The organism is Marivita hallyeonensis (assembly GCF_900129875.1).
Taxonomy (GTDB): domain Bacteria; phylum Pseudomonadota; class Alphaproteobacteria; order Rhodobacterales; family Rhodobacteraceae; genus Marivita; species Marivita hallyeonensis.
Genome location: NZ_FQXC01000001.1, coordinates 1,093,724 through 1,112,166 on the forward strand (window position 1 = coordinate 1,093,724; position 18,443 = coordinate 1,112,166).

Annotated in this window: 17 protein-coding genes; 8 read left to right on the forward strand and 9 right to left on the reverse strand. The window is 61.2% G+C overall.

Annotation, left to right across the window (positions count from 1 at the left end; translation table 11 throughout):
• The 5 genes from BUA42_RS05540 (at nucleotide 1) to BUA42_RS05560 (ending at nucleotide 6,131) form a co-directional block, all read left to right on the forward strand.
• Nucleotides 1-1,764 carry an L-aspartate oxidase gene (locus BUA42_RS05540; protein WP_072776632.1) on the forward strand — a complete coding sequence of 588 codons (1,764 nt, stop codon included), beginning with the start codon at nucleotides 1-3 and terminating at the stop codon, nucleotides 1,762-1,764.
• Nucleotides 1,761-2,717 (forward strand): fumarate hydratase, encoded by a 957-nt coding sequence (locus BUA42_RS05545; RefSeq protein WP_072776633.1) that lies wholly within the window; start codon nucleotides 1,761-1,763, stop codon nucleotides 2,715-2,717. Before BUA42_RS05540 ends, BUA42_RS05545 begins: the two co-directional genes overlap by 4 nt.
• Before the next feature lie 67 nt (nucleotides 2,718-2,784).
• Nucleotides 2,785-3,453, forward strand: a complete 669-nt coding sequence (locus BUA42_RS05550) for a fumarate hydratase C-terminal domain-containing protein (protein ID WP_072776634.1) — start codon at nucleotides 2,785-2,787, stop codon at nucleotides 3,451-3,453.
• A gap of 3 nt (nucleotides 3,454-3,456) precedes the next feature.
• Nucleotides 3,457-4,563, forward strand: a complete 1,107-nt coding sequence (locus BUA42_RS05555; RefSeq protein ID WP_072776635.1) for a sulfite oxidase — start codon at nucleotides 3,457-3,459, stop codon at nucleotides 4,561-4,563.
• Nucleotides 4,563-6,131, forward strand: coding sequence for a thiamine pyrophosphate-binding protein (locus BUA42_RS05560; protein ID WP_072776636.1), 1,569 nt, complete (start codon nucleotides 4,563-4,565; stop codon nucleotides 6,129-6,131). Before BUA42_RS05555 ends, BUA42_RS05560 begins: the two co-directional genes overlap by 1 nt.
• Nucleotides 6,132-6,133: 2 nt before the next feature.
• Here BUA42_RS05560 and BUA42_RS05565 read toward each other — a convergent pair whose 3' ends face one another.
• The 3 genes from BUA42_RS05565 to BUA42_RS05575 are packed head-to-tail and all read right to left on the reverse strand — an operon-like array spanning nucleotide 6,134 to nucleotide 8,417.
• Nucleotides 6,134-6,751 carry a glutathione S-transferase family protein gene (locus tag BUA42_RS05565; RefSeq protein WP_072776637.1) on the reverse strand — a complete coding sequence of 206 codons (618 nt, stop codon included), beginning with the start codon at nucleotides 6,749-6,751 and terminating at the stop codon, nucleotides 6,134-6,136.
• Between the two features lie 26 nt (nucleotides 6,752-6,777).
• Nucleotides 6,778-7,521 carry a sulfite exporter TauE/SafE family protein gene (locus BUA42_RS05570; protein WP_072776638.1) on the reverse strand — a complete coding sequence of 248 codons (744 nt, stop codon included), beginning with the start codon at nucleotides 7,519-7,521 and terminating at the stop codon, nucleotides 6,778-6,780.
• Complete coding sequence (locus tag BUA42_RS05575) at nucleotides 7,518-8,417, reverse strand: LysR family transcriptional regulator (RefSeq protein WP_072776639.1); 900 nt, start codon at nucleotides 8,415-8,417, stop codon at nucleotides 7,518-7,520. The genes BUA42_RS05570 and BUA42_RS05575 overlap by 4 nt, the downstream gene beginning before the upstream one ends.
• Nucleotides 8,418-8,538: 121 nt before the next feature.
• Here BUA42_RS05575 and BUA42_RS05580 point away from each other — a divergent pair, with 121 nt between their 5' ends.
• From BUA42_RS05580 to BUA42_RS05590, 3 genes are all read left to right on the forward strand, one after another.
• Nucleotides 8,539-9,516, forward strand: coding sequence for a Bug family tripartite tricarboxylate transporter substrate binding protein (locus tag BUA42_RS05580; protein ID WP_072776640.1), 978 nt, complete (start codon nucleotides 8,539-8,541; stop codon nucleotides 9,514-9,516).
• A gap of 69 nt (nucleotides 9,517-9,585) precedes the next feature.
• On the forward strand, nucleotides 9,586-10,083 hold the full coding sequence (locus BUA42_RS05585; RefSeq protein WP_072776641.1) for a tripartite tricarboxylate transporter TctB family protein: 498 nt from the start codon (nucleotides 9,586-9,588) through the stop codon (nucleotides 10,081-10,083).
• Complete coding sequence (locus BUA42_RS05590; RefSeq protein WP_072776642.1) at nucleotides 10,080-11,570, forward strand: tripartite tricarboxylate transporter permease; 1,491 nt, start codon at nucleotides 10,080-10,082, stop codon at nucleotides 11,568-11,570. Before BUA42_RS05585 ends, BUA42_RS05590 begins: the two co-directional genes overlap by 4 nt.
• On the opposite strand, the gene BUA42_RS05595 is transcribed toward BUA42_RS05590, so the two are convergent.
• The 6 genes from BUA42_RS05595 to BUA42_RS05620 form a co-directional block, all read right to left on the reverse strand.
• The gene (locus BUA42_RS05595) at nucleotides 11,563-12,981 is read right to left on the reverse strand and encodes a 3'-5' exonuclease (protein ID WP_072776643.1); all 1,419 of its coding nucleotides are present in this window, start codon (nucleotides 12,979-12,981) and stop codon (nucleotides 11,563-11,565) included. The genes BUA42_RS05590 and BUA42_RS05595 overlap by 8 nt on opposite strands.
• A 4-nt stretch (nucleotides 12,982-12,985) precedes the next feature.
• Nucleotides 12,986-13,486, reverse strand: coding sequence for a hypothetical protein (locus BUA42_RS05600; protein ID WP_072776644.1), 501 nt, complete (start codon nucleotides 13,484-13,486; stop codon nucleotides 12,986-12,988).
• Between the two features lie 24 nt (nucleotides 13,487-13,510).
• Nucleotides 13,511-15,334: a putative nucleotidyltransferase substrate binding domain-containing protein gene (locus BUA42_RS05605; RefSeq protein WP_072776645.1), complete on the reverse strand. Its 1,824-nt coding sequence runs from the start codon at nucleotides 15,332-15,334 to the stop codon at nucleotides 13,511-13,513.
• 107 nt (nucleotides 15,335-15,441) lie between these two features.
• Nucleotides 15,442-17,223 carry a sodium:solute symporter family protein gene (locus BUA42_RS05610; RefSeq protein WP_072776646.1) on the reverse strand — a complete coding sequence of 594 codons (1,782 nt, stop codon included), beginning with the start codon at nucleotides 17,221-17,223 and terminating at the stop codon, nucleotides 15,442-15,444.
• Between the two features lie 5 nt (nucleotides 17,224-17,228).
• On the reverse strand, nucleotides 17,229-17,513 hold the full coding sequence (locus BUA42_RS05615; protein ID WP_072776647.1) for a DUF4212 domain-containing protein: 285 nt from the start codon (nucleotides 17,511-17,513) through the stop codon (nucleotides 17,229-17,231).
• Nucleotides 17,514-17,610: 97 nt separating this feature from the next.
• On the reverse strand, nucleotides 17,611-18,297 hold the full coding sequence (locus BUA42_RS05620) for an adenylate kinase (protein ID WP_072776648.1): 687 nt from the start codon (nucleotides 18,295-18,297) through the stop codon (nucleotides 17,611-17,613).
• Nucleotides 18,298-18,443 lie beyond the last annotated feature (146 nt).

Sequence of the window (18,443 nt, forward strand, 5' to 3'; positions counted from 1 at the left end):
ATGTTCAGCACGTGCGACATCGACCGCCACGATACCGACATCCTGATCCTCGGCACGGGCGGGGCGGGCATGTTCGCCGCTCTGCACGCAATGCAGACCGCGCCCGAAGGCACGAAGGTGACCATCGCGGTCAAGGGCCTGATCGGCAAATGCGGCTGCACGCGCATGGTGCAGGGCGGCTACAATGTGGCTCTGGGCAACGGAGACAGTGTTGAGCGGCATTTCATGGATACGATCGAGGGTGGCAAATGGCTGCCCGATCAGGACATGGCGTGGCGGTTGTGTGAACAGGCGGTGGTGCGCATCCGCGAGTTGGAAAACGAGATCGGCTGTTTCTTCGACCGCAACGCCGACGGGTCTTTGCACCAGAAAGCCTTTGCCGGGCAAACGGCGGACCGTACGGTGCACAAGGGTGACCTGACTGGTATCGAGATCATCAACCGGCTGATGGAGCAGGTGCTCTCGCGCCCGGTCGAAAAGCTGCAGGAACACCGTGCGATTGGGCTGATCCCGACGAAAGACGGCTCGGCGTTGGCCGGTGTGCTCATGATCGACATGCGCACCGGCAAGTTCCGGTTTGTGCGCGCCAAGACAGTGCTGATGGCGACGGGCGGCGGCCCGACGATGTACAAGTACCACACGCCCTCGGGCGACAAGACAATGGATGGGCTGGCGATGGCGCTGCGCGCCGGTCTGCCGCTGCGCGACATGGAGATGGTGCAATTCCATCCGACGGGCCTCTTGGCGGGCGATCACACGCGGATGACCGGAACAGTGCTCGAGGAAGGCCTGCGCGGTGCTGGCGGGCAGTTGGTCAACCACGCGGGCCAGCGGTTCATGTTCGACTACGATGCCAAGGGCGAACGCGCGACGCGCGACGTGGTGAGCCGCGGCATCTATGCCGAGATGCGCAAGAACAACAATCCCGACCAGGAAGGCGTCTTCATCTCGATGGCGCATCTGGGGCCGGAGAACGTCGTGAAGAAATTCAAGGGCATGGTCAAGCGCTGCGCCGATTGCGGGTTCGATCTGGCCGGGGGGCTGGTCGAGGTGGTGCCGACCGCGCATTACTTCATGGGCGGCGTGGTCGTGGACGTGGACACGCGCACGGCGATGGAAGGACTCTATGTCGCCGGTGAGGATGCCGGCGGCGCGCACGGATCGAACCGTCTGGGCGGGAACGGAGTTGCGAACTCAACTGTCTATGGCGGCATCGCGGGGGATGTGATGGGTGCCGATATCCGCGGCATGGGTGCGTTGCGCGATCCGGATGAGACGGTGCTCGAGGCCGAACTGACCCGCGCCTGCCATCCGCTGACACGAGACCCCGCACTGGTCTTGCCTCTGCGCAAGCAGTTGCAGGAGGCGATGTGGGATGATGTCGGCGTGATGCGGACCGAAGCCGGGCTGAACCACGGGCTGAAGCGGATCGCCGAGATCTCGGAGGAACTGATGGAGGTCGGTGTGGCCGCGGACAGTCTTGCCTTTAACTTGACCTGGCACGACTGGCTCAACATGCGCTCGCTTTGCGATATTTCCGAGGTGATCACCAAAGCCGCGCTGGCACGGAATAATTCGCGCGGTGCGCATTACCGCGAGGACTTCCCCGAGCCGGGGGCGATGATCGACAGCTATTTCACTGTCGCACAGCAAAAGGGCGATACGGTCGAAGTGACGCGCGAGGACGTGAAGTTCACCATTGTCAAACCGGGTGAGACGATCCTGCCTGACGGCGAACCAGATACACTGGTGGCGGCGCAATGATCCCGATCGACCTCATCCAGAAAACCGCCGAGACGTTGATGGACAAGGCGGCGATCGAGATCCCGCAGGATTATCTCGACGGACTGCAGCAGGCGGCGAAGACCGAGGACGGCGATCTGTCGAGTTTTGTCCTGAAGGCCATGCTCGACAATTACGAAGCGGCTAAGGAAGACCGACGTGCGATGTGCGGGGACACCGGCGTGCCGCGCTGGTTCATCAAGATGGGCAACGAGGCACGGATAGAAGGCGGGATGGTCGCGCTTGAAACCGCGCTCCGCCGGGCAACGGCGAATGCCACCAACGGCGTGCCGCTGCGACCAAACCGCGTTCATCCGCTCTGGCGCACCGACCACGACAACAACGTGGGCATCAATGCGCCTGAGATCGAGTACGGGTTCGAGCCGGAAGGCGATTGGATCGACCTCATCACCGTACACAAGGGTGGCCTCTTTGGTACGGATTACCGGATGCTCTTTCCGAGCGACGGCATTCAGGGGATCAAGCGGTTCTACCTCGACAGCCTCATGGCGTTTGGCAAGCGTGGCCTCGCCTGTCAGCCGGCGATCATCGGGATCGGCCTTGGCGGGTCGAAGGACACCTGCATGGTGCTGGGCAAACGGGCGGCGGTGCTGCGCACGGTGGGCAGCCGCAATTCGGACCCCCGCATTGCCGAAATGGAGGACGAGTTCAAGGAACTGGGCAACTCCATCGGCATGGGCGCGATGGGCTTTGTCGGCAAGAACATGGTGATCGATTGCAATATCGAGGTGGGCTACTGCCACACCGGCGGGATGCCTATGTCGGTGCACGCCTTTTGCCTGTCCTCTCGCCGCGCGGTGGCGCGTGTCTGGCCGGACGGGCGGGTCGAATACCGGACCGATCCGGACTGGTTCACCGACTACCAGCGCCGCGACACCGTGGAGTGGGAACCGGTGCGCGAGGCGGCGGAATGAGTGGGCAAGGGCTTTTGAAAATCTCGGTTTACGCGATTTCGAAGGCGGTTTTCGGGAGGGATGGCCAATGAAGCCGCGTGAGATCGTCTTGTCGACCACACCCACTTCCGAGGCCATTGCGGAGTTGCGGCTGGGCGATATCGTCTACCTCAACGGTCTGATGTACACGGCGCGTGAGGGCGTCTACATGCGCGCTCTGGAGGAAAAAGCCAATATTCCCATGGAATTGCCGAGCGAAAGCGCGGCCAACTTTCACTGCTCCCCCGCCGCGCGGATCAACCCGGACGGCTCGTTCGAGATGGGCGCTGTGACGGCCACGGCCTCCTTCCGATTTGCCAAATGGCTGCCCGAATGGATGGACAAGACCGGCGCGAAGCTCATCATTGGCAAGGGCGGCATGTCTTCGAAAGACTACAAGTCTTACTTCGTCCCGAACGGCGCAGTCTATTTGTCGACCGTGGGATATGGCACGGGTGCGCTTCTGGGGCGCGGCGTGGAAAATGTGGAGGCCGTGCACTGGAACGAGGAACTCGGTCTTGCACAGGCGATGTGGGTCATCAGATGCAAACGGATGGGACCGTTCATCGTGGCATCAGACCTGGAAGGGAATTGCTTGTTCGAACGGGAAAACGCGAAGATCGCGGAAAACATCGAACGGGTCTACGAAGGCACGAAACCGGCGGTGCTGAAGCGCTATGGCGAAAGCGACGACCGGTCTGACGAAGTGATCGGGTGACCCATGGAAGCGAGTCCGTTCCAACCCGGATACCCGCGACCTGAGACGCGGGATGGCGTCTTCTCGCGCGAGGAAGTCGCGCTGGCGAACCGGAACTCCGGCATTCTCCTCGAAACGCTGTCTCTCGACGTCACACCTGTCGGTCTGCACTACCTGCTCAATCATTTCGACGTACCGCTGATCGACGAGAACGATCATCGCCTCCTTCTGGACGGTGCGTTCGATGCGCCTCTGACCTTGAGCATGCAAGACATCCGCGCGCTGCCGCAGGTCACGGAACGGGTGACACTGGAATGTGCCGGCAACGGGCGCGAAGGGGTCAGCCCGCGCAGCCATTTGATGCCGTGGATGTACGAGGCGGTCGGCACCTCCGAATGGATGGGCACGCCGCTCGCGCCTTTGCTGGAGCGGGCCAGGCCGCGTGAACATGTGCAGGATTTCGTCTTCACCGGGGCTGATTTCGGGTTCGATAAAGGCCATGCGCACAGCTTCGCGCGCAGCTTGACGCCGGATCAGATCGCCGATCTGGAGGTGATGCTGGTCTGGGGAATGAATGGCCAACCGCTTTTGCCTCAACACGGTGCGCCGCTTCGGATCATTGTGCCCGGATGGTACGGGATGGCGAGCGTCAAATGGCTGACGTCGATCACGGCGCTGACCGAACGGTTCGATGGCTACCAGCAAAAGCACGGGTATCACTACCGGCAACGCAGCGATGAAGCGGGGACGCCGATCACACGTATTCTGGTCAAATCGCTCATCAAGCCGCCGGGAGTTCCGGATTGGGTAACGCGCAAGCGGTGGCTTGTGGCCGGACCCGTGACGCTGGAGGGTCGGGCGTGGTCCGGGGGCGGAGTTCCAATCGAGAGCGTGGAGGTCTTTCTTGATGGCGTATGGCAGGAGGCCGACCTGACGCGCCCCAAAAGCCGGTACGCTTGGACGCATTGGCAGGTTGAGTGGGCGGCCACACCGGGAGTTCATCACCTCATCTGCCGTGCCACGGACGCGGAAGGCAACACCCAGCCGATGCAAAGCCGGTTCGATGCGGCGGGATTCGGAAACAACTCTGTCCATCGCGTCGAGGTGCACGTTTCGGACATCCCTGCGTGATGCGTGGCGCGGACCACGTGATGCGGACACTGGCCGAGCTTGGTGTCCGGGACATCTTTGCGCTTTCCGGCAATCAGATCATGCCCTTGTTCGATGCCAGTCTGGAGGCCGGCATACGTCTCTACCACACGCGGCACGAGGCGGCGGCGGTCTACATGGCCGAAGGCTACGCCCAGCTTGCCGGCGGGCTTGGGGTCGCGCTTGTCACGGCAGGCGCGGGATTGGGCAACGCCATCGGTCCGCTTCTTACCGCAAAGGCCTCAGATACGCCGGTGCTCTTGCTGAGCGGGGACAGTCCCGTCGGGAAGGTTGGGCAGGGGGCGTTTCAGGAAATGGATCAGGTTGCGCTGACGCAATCCTTGACCAAGTGGTCAACGCGCCCGAACCGCGCCGAAGACGTCGGAGCCGTGATCCGAAAAGCGGCCCGTATCGCGCAATCGGGGCGGCCCGGCCCCGTGCATGTCTCTTTGCCCGCTGACGTTCTGACGACAGCGGCGGATGCCATCACGGGAGATGACGCGCCGCAAGACGCGCCGATTGCCGTGGCCGAGATTCAGGCGTGGCTGCGCGGGGCAAGCTCCCCGGTGATTGTGTTGGGGCCGGCCTTGTCCGAGACGCGACAGCCTGGCTTGCGGGAGCAGTTGGCCGATGCGTTGGACGCGCCCGTGATCGTGATGGAAAGCCCGCGCGGGTTGAACGATCCGGCGCTGGGCAATCTTGCGTCGATCTTTGACCGGGCAGATCAGGTGCTGCTGCTGGGCAAACCGCTCGATTTCACGGTGCAGTTCGGAACTGCCGCACCCGCCGCGTCCTGGGCCATCGTGTCTGGCGACAAGGCCGAGGTCGCGCGGGCAAAGCGAAATGTCGGCAAGCGGTTGGATATGGCCTTGCATCAATCCCCTGTCGAGACAGCACGGCATCTGGCCCGTGCATCGACCGAACCAGCTCATCGATCCGAGTGGCGCGCCTTTGTGGCAAAGCAGACGTCACAACGGGTCGCCTTGGCGCCATCGGAGGACGCGATCCTCCCCGATGCGCTGTGCAAAAGCATCAACGCGCATATCGCCAAGGCATCATCGCCGGTGCTCATCTGCGATGGCGGTGAGTTCGGGCAATGGGCGCAGGCGGGCATCTCGGCCCCTCGGCGCATCGTCAATGGGGTGTCCGGAGCGATTGGGGGCGGGCTGTGCTACGCCATGGCGGCGCGCGCCGCCGATCCGAACGCCACGGTGTTTGCGCTGATGGGGGACGGCACCGTTGGATTTCATCTGCCTGAATTCGAAACCGCTGTGCGGGAAGACCTGCCTTTCGTCGCAGTGATCGGCAACGATCAAAGCTGGAACGCCGAACACCAAATCCAGCTGCGCGATTTTGGCCCCGAGCGTGCGCACGGCTGTACCCTGAGCGGAGCGCGCTACGATCAGGCTGTCGAGGCACTTGGCGGCTTTGGGGCGTATGTCACTGACCTGTCGGATCTGCCCTCTGCGTTGGATGACGCCGTCGCCTCTGGCAAGCCTGCCTGTGTGAATGTGGCGATCAAGGGAATGCCCGCGCCGACACTCACCTGACGTCAGAGGTCATGCGCCGCCATCACGGTTTGGGTCGCAGGGCGGGACATCAGGGCGTCCCGGTGCGCAGCGAGTTTCGGGAATTCGTTGATATCAACGCCGGCCTTGGACAACCACTGCGGCACGAGGATCATGTACGCATCGCAGGTCGTGTACTGGTCGCCGAGGATCCACGGGCCTTTGAGGTAATGTGCCTCGATCAACTGCGCACAGTCCCTGAGGTTGGCGGGAACCTTCGCCGCCATGTCCTCACGCGCCTGTTCGGTGTCGGCCCAACGTGCTCCGCGCAGTTTGTGGGCAAAGGCAACATGCATCGTGGCGCACAGATATGCGTTGAACGCGTCGGCCTGTGCCCGTCCAAAGGAAGTGTCCGGAAGCACGCCCGAGGCGGGATGCGTCGCCGCCACGTAGTTCAGGATCGCGGGGTTTTCGGTGATGATGCCCTCTGCCGTCTCCAAGGCCGGCACCCGCATCTTCGGATTGATAGCGCGATACGCGCCTTCCTTATGCGCACCGGACTGGATCGAGATTTCGTGCGCTGTGTAGTCTGCACCGACCTCTTCGAGCAGCAGATGAGAGGCCAGTGCCGAACTGCCTTTTGCAAAGTAAAGCTTGAGCATGCGTGATTTTCCTCGTGTGGTGTCGGTCAGATCAGTGTGCGCAGAAGGATGCCAAGACCGAGAACAAAAGACAGGCCGATCAGAAGGCGGCGGAACGTGTTGTCGGTAATGCGCCGGAAAACCAAAATACCGATTTGAGCCGAAAGAAGAGATGCCGGAAGCGCGATCAGAAAGGCCGTGACGGTCGGGCCGTCATAGGCTCCGCGCCACCAGAGCATGAGAGACGTGGCCGCCAGAACGCTCATGTTGAAGGGTTGAAGAACGGCGCGCGTTTCCGCCTTCGGCCAAGGACGCATGGAGCACCAGATCATCGGCAAGGCACCCGAAAGCGACGCCATGCCGCCAAGCACGCCTCCGGTGAGACCCACGCCAGCGTCAAGAACCGGCGTGCGCCGTTCGAATTTCGGAAGGTTGGCACGGAAGCTGAAGAACCCGCCATAGACGATCAGGAACGCCGCGATCACGAGCTTAAGTGTATCAGCGTTGATATGAGCAAGCAAAGTGATGCCAAGCGGCACGCCCAAGAGGCCGGGCACGATGAACCGCATCAGGCGCGGCACATTGCGGGTCAGCGCGCGGCGGACCTCCCACAGGCCCTGAAATCCGGTGATTACAGATAGCAGGGTCACCACCGCAACAGCGCTTACGGGCTCAAGAACGGCAAGAAGAAATCCAAGCGCAAACAGTGCTGTACCGAAGCCAGCTAATCCATTGATGAAACCTGCGGCGACCGCACCCATCAGGATGTACAGAACGGAATCGAACGTCATGAGGCGTCGGCCTCGGACGGCGCATTGGCGGCAATCGCGTTCAGGAGGGCTTTGTGCACCTCTTCGATCACACGGATTTTCGGGTGTTCCTTGTGGTAAAGCAGCACAAGCTCCCGCGACGGGGCGTTCTGGCCCAAGGGCAACCGGCGGATCGGAATGGCATATTTTGTGACAACGCAGGGTGTCGGCACGATCGACACCCCAAGGTTGGCGTGCACCATGCTTGAGATCGCCTCGAGGTTCTCAAGCTCCATCGTTTCGCTGACGCGGACGTTGTTTTCCTGCAGCCAGGTTTCGATCTGCGTGCCGACGACCGCATCGCGATTGAAGCGGATAAACGGATTTGTTTCCAATACCTTGATCGGATCCGATACGTCGATCTCTTCTGCCGTTATAAGGTGTAGCGGTTCTTCGGCGACCCTGAGATAGGACATGCCGGGCGGTAGAAGAACCGGTTTCGAGATCAGCGCGACATCAAGCGTGCCGCGATCGAGGCTCGACATCAGCGCCGAGGTGAGCGCGGGATGAATCCGGACGTGCAGATCAGCGTATTTTGCGCGCAAGATCCGCATTCCCAATGGCGCGAGCCCGGTCAGCGTGGTCGGAACGGCCCCGAGCACAATCTCGCCCGAAAAGCCGTCGTCACCCAAAACAGATGGGACAAGCGTGTCGTAGTCGTCGACCAGTTTGCGCGCACGCGCAACCACGGCACGGCCCAGCGGTGTCAGTTCAGGCGTCCGGCGGCTTCTGTCGAAAAGCGCGATCCCCAATTCGGTTTCCAGCGTGCGCATCTGCTGACTCACGGCCGCATGGGTGATGAACACCGCGTCCGCAGCCGCGCTGAAGGTTTTGTGGTCCGCCACGGCGACCAGTGTTTTCAACAACCGAATGGACATGGGGTGGATTGCAGTTTCTGCTTACAGAACTTGTAAAACTTTATTTCTTCGTCAAAGCTCTACTTAAGGTTAACGTAAGTCAAGAGCCCGCACGGGGCCGAAAATCACATGGGAGGAAAGTATGAAACTGAGGACACTTGGTTCAGTGATCGCGCTCGGGGTGGGTGTGATGGCGGGCGCCGCGATGGCGGAATACCCGGAACGGCCAATCAACATGATCATTCCGTACGGTGCCGGCGGTGCGACGGATATCTCCGCACGGACCATCGCAGAACCTTTGGGAGAAGCGGTCGGTCAAGCGCTTGTCATGGCCAACGTGACAGGAGCGGGCGGCGCAACTGGATCGGTCGCGGTTCAGAACGCGGCGCCGGATGGCTACACCATGCTTTTCGCGCGGGTCGGTTCACACTCGGTGAACCCGGCGATGAAGGCCACACTGCCATATACGCTGGACGATTTCCGCTTTGTAAACGTCTACGAGATCAACCCGTTCGCCTGCACCGTGAACGTGAACTCGGACATCATGTCGATGGATGATCTGATGGCGAAGGCGAACGGCGAGGGCCTCAGCTTTGCGTCATCGGGCGTTGGCTCGGGTCCTCACCTGGGGGCTGTGATGGTGCTGGACGCGTTTGGTCTTGAAGACGCGAACAACACCGCGACACACATCCCGCAGCAGGGCGGTGGCGCTGCGATCACAGCGGTTCTGAACGGGACGGCCGATCTTGTCTGCACGAACTCGTCGTCGCTGGCGAGCTTTGTTGCCAACAACCAGCTGCGCCCGCTTCTGGTCACAACTGAGGAGCCGGTGGTTGGCTTTGACGCGCCGACCGTGAACGAGTTGGGCCAGCCGGGGCTGAACCAGCTTGTCGGTTGGACCGGCATCGCGGGTCCTGCCGGTTTGCCGGACGATGTCGCGGCCAAGTGGGAAGAGTGGATGGCAACCGCAACAGCGGACGAAGAATTCCGCTCGGCCATGGAAGCGCGTGGGTCGGTGATCGAACTCATGGGTCCGGTCGAGGCGAACGAATTCATTCAGGGCCAATACAACGTCTTCCGCGCACTAGTAGACAATTTGGGGATGCGCATCGAAGGCTAGACCTTATGATGTGATGACCAATTCCGCGCCGGGGTCCTGGACTCCGGCGCGTGTCCTATCGGAGCGAGCATGACCACCAAATCCCTGCATTTGCGGATCGGTATTGCCACGGTACTGGGCGCAGCGTTTTTGACGTTCTACGCCATTCCGACCTTCGTTTTTTCGCCCTCTAACGTCAGCAATATCGTGCTGGCTCCGACGTTTTGGCCCTACGTCCTCTCTGGTTTGACAGGCATCGTGGGCGTGGGATTTTTGGCGACTTCATTTTTCAGCGATCTGTCCGCGCAGGACCACTCGGATGAGCCCGATATCGGGCCCGGTCTTGCGCCGTGGCTGCGGTTGGCGGCGCTTGCAAGCATCATGGCGTTGATGATGTACGGTCTTCCCCGGCTCGGAATGGTCTGGACATCAATGATCGCCTTTGTTGCGTGCGCGTTCCTGTTTCGAACCCGCCACCCGTATCTTGCACTGGTCTGCGCGGTGATTGTGCCGCTTCTTCTGTACGCGTTCTTCGCGCATGTGGCGGGCGTTGCTGTCCCGCAGGGTAATTTTGTGAGGCTGCCATGAGCCTGATGGACAGTCTTGCCGCCGGCCTTTCACTGGTCGGCAACGTCGAAGCCTTCTTCATGCTGTTCTGCGGGCTCGTCATCGGCGTGATCGGCGGCGCGATTCCGGGCCTGTCGGCGACGATGGCGGTGGCATTGACGCTGCCCTTCACGTTTTCGATGACGCCGATAAACGGCATTCTGTTGCTCTTGGGGGTCTACAAGGGTGGCATTTTCGGCGGATCAATTCCCGCGATCCTGATCAAAACACCGGGTACGCCTGCCTCTTCCGCCACCATCCTCGATGGCTATCCGATGGCAGAGCGGGGGGAGGCCGGGCGCGCCCTGGGTATGGCGCTGTACGCGTCCTGTACCGCCGATGCGGTGTCGAACCTCGCGCTGATCCTCTTCGCGGGCTGGCTTGCGTCTTTCGCCCTCAACTTCGGGCCGCCCGAGTTCTTCGCCCTGATCCTCTTTTCGCTGACCATCATTGCGGGTGTGTCGGGCGAAAGCCTTTTGCGCGGTGCGCTGTCGGCTTTAGCCGGGTTGTTGCTGGCCACGGTCGGTCTGGACCTCGTCTACGGGACCAATCGCTTTACCTTCGGCGATCCGAACATGATGGGGGGCCTCAACTTCATCGCCGTGCTGATCGGTCTTTTCGCGATCCCCGAGATCATCGCGATGGCGTGGAACCCGGTGGCGCACTTAGGCAAAACGCGCGCCTTGGGCAAATCCCGGGTGACGCTGGCCGACTACCTGAGCTGTTTCAAGAGCATCATCCGAGGCAGCATGATCGGCGTTTTCCTTGGGTCTATCCCCGGTATCGGAGCGGCTCCTTCGGCCTTCCTCAGCTATTCCGAAGCGCGGCGAACGTCCAAGAACAAGGAGAATTTCGGCAAGGGCGAGATCGAGGGCGTTGCGGCCTCTGAGGCCGGAAACAACGGTGTTGCAGGCGCGACGCTGATCCCGCTTCTGGCGCTGGGTGTGCCCGGCGACGTGATCACCGCGATTATCATCGGCGCGTTCATGGTGCACGGGCTGCAGCCGGGTCCGATGATGTTCATCCTCAATGTCGATATCATTTACGGGCTGTTCATCGGACTGATCGTCAGTTCGGTTTTCCTTCTGATCGTCGGCTCCGTGGCGATCCGTGGGTTCAAGTTCGTTGCCGACGTGCCGAAGCGTCTGCTGATGCCAGCCGTGCTTGTCCTTTGCGTCTACGGCGTGTTCGCAGTGAACAACAACATCTTCGACGTGGGGGTGATGTTCGCGATGGGCTGGGTCGGCTACATCATGATGCGCAACCGTATCCCGGCCGCACCGTTCCTGATTGCCTTCATTCTCGGACCCTTGCTGGAAGATAACTTTCGCCAGTCGATGCTGATGTCGGGTAGCGACCCGAGCATCCTTTTGCGCGGGCCGATCACGTGGTTCTTCTGGGTGCTGACGGTTATCACCGTGGTCGCAATCACGCGGAGTACGCTGCGCCGGAAAGTGCCGCTTAGTTAAGGTCTTCGAGCAGCCGGCCGTGGCGGCGGGTTTCCTCGATGACCTGACCGAATGTTTTCAGACCGCGCGCGTCGAGCATGGGAAGCATCCGAACCAGCACCTCGGCAGTGGCTTGCGCGTCCCCCAGAGCCGTGTGCCGCAACTCGGTTGGAATAGTCACGTTCAGCCGCTCACACAACGCGTCGAGCGTGTGTGTTTCACTGGCCCCGAACAGCACCGCGGACAGCAACACAGTGTCGAGGATCGGGTGGTCCCACGTCACCCCGGAGTCCTTTGCATGGCGATGCAAGAACGCCATGTCGAACGGTGCGTTATGGGCCACGATCACCGCATCGCGCGAAAAGGCATGAAACCGCTTCGCCACCGCCCGGATATCCGGCTGGCCCTGAACCATGGCATCCGTCACCTTGTGGACCTTTGTGGATGCGGGCGGGATCGGACGGCCGGGATCGACAAGCTGGTTGATCTGTTCCCCTTCGATGATCCGTCCGTTCAACACGCGCACCGCGCCCAATTGCACGATGTCATCCTTGTGGGGCAGAAGGCCGGTCGTTTCCGTATCGAACACAGAAAAGCACAGGTCCCGGATCGGACGGTCCTGCAGCTTTGCTTCGGCATCGGTCTGACGCCGCTCCAGCAGATCGAAATCGTAGACCAGGGGACGGGCGGCATCCGGGGCGATGTCGAGTGTCTGGCTGTCGATCACCATCAGGTAACCTCCGCCGTCCATGGGTTTGAGCTTGACGTCGAAACTCTGCGCCTTGTCGTTCGAGCGCCCTTCGAAGGCGACGTCTTTGCCGGTCTTCTGCAGGTTTGCCACCGCTTTTTCGAGGGAACTGGCCTCAAAATACTCGGTTATCTGGGCGTTGAGGCGTGGAACGCCAAGTTGCGCGAGAACTTCGGCAGCCTGCCCATCGTAAAGCACGATCTGGCCGTCCGCATTGACGAGGATCGTGGCGACCGGCACCTCGCTCAGCAAGGCCGTCAACCGTGCTTTCTCGGCCTTCAGGCGGGCGGTCTCGGCGGCGACCGTCTGGGCCGTGCTCAGGGCCGTTTCGTTCAGTTGCTTGGTCACGGCGCAGGCCGCTGGTGCCAGATCACCCAGATACCGCGCGGCGCTTGCGTCCATCTCGCGGTCGACCCCGGCATGGGCCCGCGTGCGCATCTCGGACGCGAGCCTTTCGATCGGTTTCGCGACGTTTTCATCGAACAGAAGCCAGATCGTAACGGTCAACGCCAGCACAAGGAACGCCGACAGGATGGCGGCGAACGTAAAACCATTGGCGACGGTGGTATCCATGGCCCGGGCATAACCGAACCAAAGCGAAACCCCGACAGAGGCCAATCCGCCAAGCCCCAGAAGACAGAAGAAAAGGAAGATGCGCAAACGCAGACTGAGTTTCGCGAGCATGGGCCTAACTCCTGCGGCAGACACCGCTGACGATGGGGTCATCCTCTGGCACGTCGCGCCAGATCGGTGGGCTGTCATCACCCAGTGCCGGGTCCGCGCGTTGGCCGGTCTGGCAATTCACCATGACCTCGACCGATTGAACGGTGGTCCAGCGTCCAAAAAAATAGAGATCGGCCAGGTAGAGATCCGACTGTTCACTGTTGGCGCGGACATTTTCCTGATCGATGGCAACGAAACGGTCGACATACGGGAAGAGGTACGTCCAGGGCCGATAGATCGCGGTACTTTCAACCGTTTGCACAACTTCCAGACCGTCCGGCAAGTTGCCCGACGTGCGGGCGAACCAGCCGTATTCGCTGGAGATCGTGGTGCCAAGCATCGCCAACCCGGCCGCGACCGGGATGATCCATTTCGGCAAGCGCCCGCCGGACAGTTTCGAGATGGCAAGCATCACACCCGCACCCGCAAGGCCCGCGACGATGACCGCGATGAGTTCCAGAAACATGTATCCTCCTCCCAAACGGCAGCGTTAACTGAGCATGCCGCGCCCGTGTCCCACTGCCGATTGCATGGACTTTATCACCACGAAAGCATCCCTCAGATGACTTCGCTCAAAGTCCGACAGGTTCGTGGGACTCAAGTAATTGTTTGGTGTCTCGCCCGCGCGGACCTGTGCGGCCTGATGTTCAAGCCGCGTCTCCGCGATCAAATCGTAGGCGTCGCGCAGATCCTGACCGCCGGATTGGCTCAGAACGCCAGCGGCCACAGCGGCTTCGAGCCGCGCAGCCGTGTTCACAGCGGTCAGCTTGCCCTGAAGTGCATAGATGCGGGCGAGGTCCACCACCGGGACGACGCCGTTGTGCTTCAGGTCGATCTGGTTCTTGTGTTCACCTGATCGGATCGTGGCGAACCCCCTCAGCAACCCCAGAGGCGGCGTGTGTTTGAGCGAGTTGGACACCATATGGGCCACGAAGATCGAATTCGACGCCGCCGCGTTCAACGTATTGGCTTGCAAGTCCTCGAAAAGCTTCAAAGCGCCGCCAATCGGCCGAAGATCGAACATCACGCTGGCCAGCATCTGCGCTTCGGGGTTCGGCGTTTTGATCCAACCGGCGAAATAGTCGCGCCACACCCGCACCGGCTGACGCCAACGCGGATTGATCGCCATCATGTCACCGGGGCAGTAGACGTAACCGCAGGTGTCGAGCCCGTCGCAGACAAATCGGGCGAGCGCTTCGAAATAGGGGAGGTGATCGGGCTGAACGCTGTCGTCGAGGAAAAGGCAGTTGTCCTGATCGCTGACGCCGGTTTGCTCCTGCCGACCCTGGCTGCCACAGGCCAGCCACAGGTAGGGTACGGGCGCCGGACCTAGGGTCTGTTCGGCCAGCGCGATGAGCCGCCGTGTCGCCGTATCGGCGATGTCGGTGATCAGACGGGTGATGACCTCGTGCCGGTTGCCGCCCGCCACAAGCTGCGCCAGCAGTTGCGGGATACGTGCGGTCACCTTGGCCATCTCTTCTGCCGTGTCGGCATAAGCGATCTCGGACACGAGCTCGGCGGAACTGACCGCCTGAAAGCGGGTCAGATCCGTTTGCGTCACGATCCCGACGAGCTTGCCCGACTGTTCGACCGGCACATGACCGATGCGGCGCTCCATCATCATGTGAAGCACGTCCGATCCAATCGCGGAGGGGGGCAGGGTGACGGGGTCCGGGGTCATGATCTGACTTATGGGTGTGCTGAACGACAGGCCGTTGCCGACAACCTTGCCCGACAGGTCCCGCACGGTGGCGATGCCACGCAGGGCGTCGTTCTCTGCAATGCAGATCGATGACACATGCGCGTCCCGCATCAGCCTCGCAGCGGTCTGCACATCGGTGTCCGGCGTACAGGTCAGCGGCTTTGTCGCCATCAGCTCTTCGACGCGCGTGGTCGCAAGGTCGGCTTTCTGCGGTCGCTCCAGGCGGCTGCGGTCAAAGAACTTGCGAAAATTCGGATCATCAGAAAGCGCCTGATGAAAGCGTTTGGCCGGAAGAACAAGCAGGATCGTCTCGGTTACAGCACGGGCCGAGGTGAGGCTGACCCCCTCGCGCAGTAGGCCGCGTTCGCCGAATGAATTCCGAACCCCCAGAAGAGAGATCGGTACGTCATGCTCATCCCGGATTTCGACATTGCCCTCGAAGACAACAAACAACCCGTCCAGCGTCTCGCCGAGCGCGTACACCATGTCGCCATCGGCGTAGCTGCGAATGTCGAATGCTCCGATCATCGACATGAGGGCAGCCTGCTCCATCGCGTCGTAGGGGTGGATGGCAGACAAAAACTGCAGAAGCGTTTCAGGCGTCGGTTTCATTCCGGTGACGTACCTTCAGACATAAATGATCCCGCTCCAGAGTTTCCGGCGCGGGACCTGTTTAGAAAAGGATGCGCCACCCGTCCGGGGCAGCGCACCGCTTGCATTTAGTGGTCCTGAGCGGCGCCTGCGCCACGCGGCACACGCACGCTTTCCACCAGCTCTTCGATCTCTTTCGGGATCGCGGCTGTCATCTTCGACACGGTGAAGGCAACTGCGAAGTTGATCATCGCGCCAATCGCACCGAAGGAGGTGGACTTCACAGTACCCAAGAGCGGATCAGCATCGGTGAAGCTGTTCGTATCCGGGATGAAGAACCAGCCCTTGTGCAGGAAGATGTAAAGCAGGGTCACGATCAGACCAGCCAGCATACCGGCAACCGCACCTTTGTTGTTCACCTTCGTGAAGATGCCCATCATCAGTGCAGGGAAGATCGAGGCCGCCGCCAGACCAAAGGCCAAGGCCACCGTTTGCGCCGCAAAGCCCGGAGGATTGAGACCCAGATACGTTGCCACGGCAATCGCCACCGCCATCGCGATCCGCGCGGACAGGAGTTCGCCCTTTTCGCTGATATTCGGCGTCAACTGACCCTTCATCAGGTCGTGGGACACCGCCGAGGAGATTGCAAGAAGCAGACCCGCCGCTGTTGAGAGCGCGGCAGCAAGACCACCGGCAGCCACAAGACCGATCACCCAACCCGGCAGGTTGGCAATCTCGGGGTTCGCCAGAACAAGAATGTCACGGTTGAAATTGGTCAGCTCGTTTTCCGAGCCCCAGCCAGCCGCTTCCATCATGGCCACGGTTTCTGCGTCACGGTCGTTGAAGTACGCGATACGACCGTCACCGTTCTTGTCTTCCCAGCCCAGAAGGCCGGTTTGCTGCCACGTCGCCATCCAGTCATAGGCCGGATCGCTTGCGATGGTTTCGGTGGAGACAGGCTCACCCGAAGCACCGTTCGGCCAGAACTGTTCGGTGATGTTCAGACGCGCCATCGCACCAACAGCTGGAGCTGTGAGGTAGAGCAGGGCGATGAACACGAGCGTCCAGCCAGCGGACCAGCGGGCGTCAGCCACGCGCGGCACGGTGAAGAAGCGCATGATCACGTGCGGCAGACCCGCAGTACCGATCATCAGCGACAGGGTGAAGAGCACCATGTTGAACGTGTCACCGTGGTGGGCCGTGTATTCGTTGAAGCCAAGCTCCGCCACGATCTGGTCAAGCTTCTGCAAGAGCGGCTCACCGCTTTCGACAGACCCGAAGAGGCCGAGACCCGGGATCGGGTTGCCCGTCAGTTGCAGCGAGATGAAGACCGCCGGAATGGTGTAGGCCATGATCAGAACGCAGTACTGCGCCACCTGGGTGTAGGTCACACCCTTCATGCCGCCGAAAACCGCGTAGGCGAACACCACACAGGCACCGATCAGAAGACCCGTCGTATTGGACACTTCAAGGAAGCGACCGAAGGCAACGCCCACACCGGTCATCTGACCGATCACGTAGGTGGTGGACGCCACGATCAGACAGATCACGGCAACCACACGGGCTGTGGGGCTGTAGAACCGGTCGCCGATGAATTCCGACACCGTGTACTTGCCGAACTTCCGCAGGTACGGCGCAAGCAGAAGTGCCAGAAGCACGTAACCGCCCGTCCAACCCATCAGGAAGGTCGAGTTGTCATAGCCGGTAAAGGCGATGAGGCCAGCCATCGAGATGAACGAGGCCGCGGACATCCAGTCCGCCGCTGTCGCCATACCGTTGGTGACCGGGTGAACGCCGCGACCGGCGGCGTAGAATTCGGATGTGGAGCCCGCGCGGGCCCAGATCGCGATGCCGATGTACAGCGCAAAGGACGCGCCGACAAAGAGCAGGTTAATCGTAAACTGATCCATGTCCGTTATTCCTCGACGCCGAATTCTTTATCGAGCTTGTTCATCCGCCAGGCGTAGAAAAAGATCAGCGCCAGGAAGACGAGGATCGATCCTTGCTGGGCGAACCAGAAGCCAAGATCGGTACCGCCGACGGCGATGCCGGACAGCATCGGGCGTAGCAGGATGCCGAACCCGAATGAGACCAGCGCCCAGATCACGAGGCTGATCAAGATGATGCGCACGTTTGCGGCCCAATAGCCCGCGTCGGACTTTTCGGCAGCTTGCGCTGTTTGAGATGTTTGGTCCGCCATGTTGCGGCTCCTCCTTTTCCTCCGTTGGCACACACCCACCCGGATGTGCGCGTCCCTCGTCTGCGGCCCCGTTCGTGGACCGCGAACAGCCGCCGCTCTAGGCGGTGGCTTTCTTCACGATCGCTCCCAGGTCGGACGCGATGTCGTTGATGGCTCCCATCGCATCCACACGGGCGAGTGCGCCCTGTGCGAGATAAAATGCAATCAAGGGAGATGTTTGAGCATGATATGCATCAAGTCGCGCCGCGACGGTTTCTGCATTGTCATCCGCTCTTCGTTTGAAATCAGTGCCTTGGCACTTGTCGCATACGCCTTTGGTCGTAGGCGCTTTGAACGTGTCGTGGTAGCCTTCGCCGCAATTTCCGCAGGTGAACCGGCCGGAAATCCGTTCGACCATGGCCGCATCGTCCACATCGAGGCTGATCGCGGCGTCGATTTTCTGACCTGATTCTGCGAGCAGCGAATCGAGCGCTTCGGCCTGCACCGTGGTGCGCGGGAACCCGTCGAGGATCACGCCGTTGGCGCAATCCGGTTCGGCCAGACGGTCGCGCAGGATGGCGATAACGATGTCGTCGCTCACCAGCTCCCCGGCTTCCATGACCGCCTTGGCCTGCTTGCCCGCCTCGGTGCCTGCTGCCACCGCAGCGCGCAAGAGGTCACCGGTGCTGAGCTGGACAAGGCCAAACTGCTCTTCCAGCATCCGCGCCTGTGTGCCTTTCCCGGCGCCCGGAGGGCCGAGAAGGATAAGAACCGGGGCGGTTGTGGGTGTACGCGTGCCATCCATGACCCTTACCCCTTGTTCATTCTGTTGTTGATGAGGTCATCGACGACGGAGGGGTCGGCGAGTGTTGAGGTGTCGCCGAGGGCGCCGTAGTCGTTTTCGGCGATCTTGCGCAGGATGCGGCGCATGATCTTGCCGGAGCGGGTTTT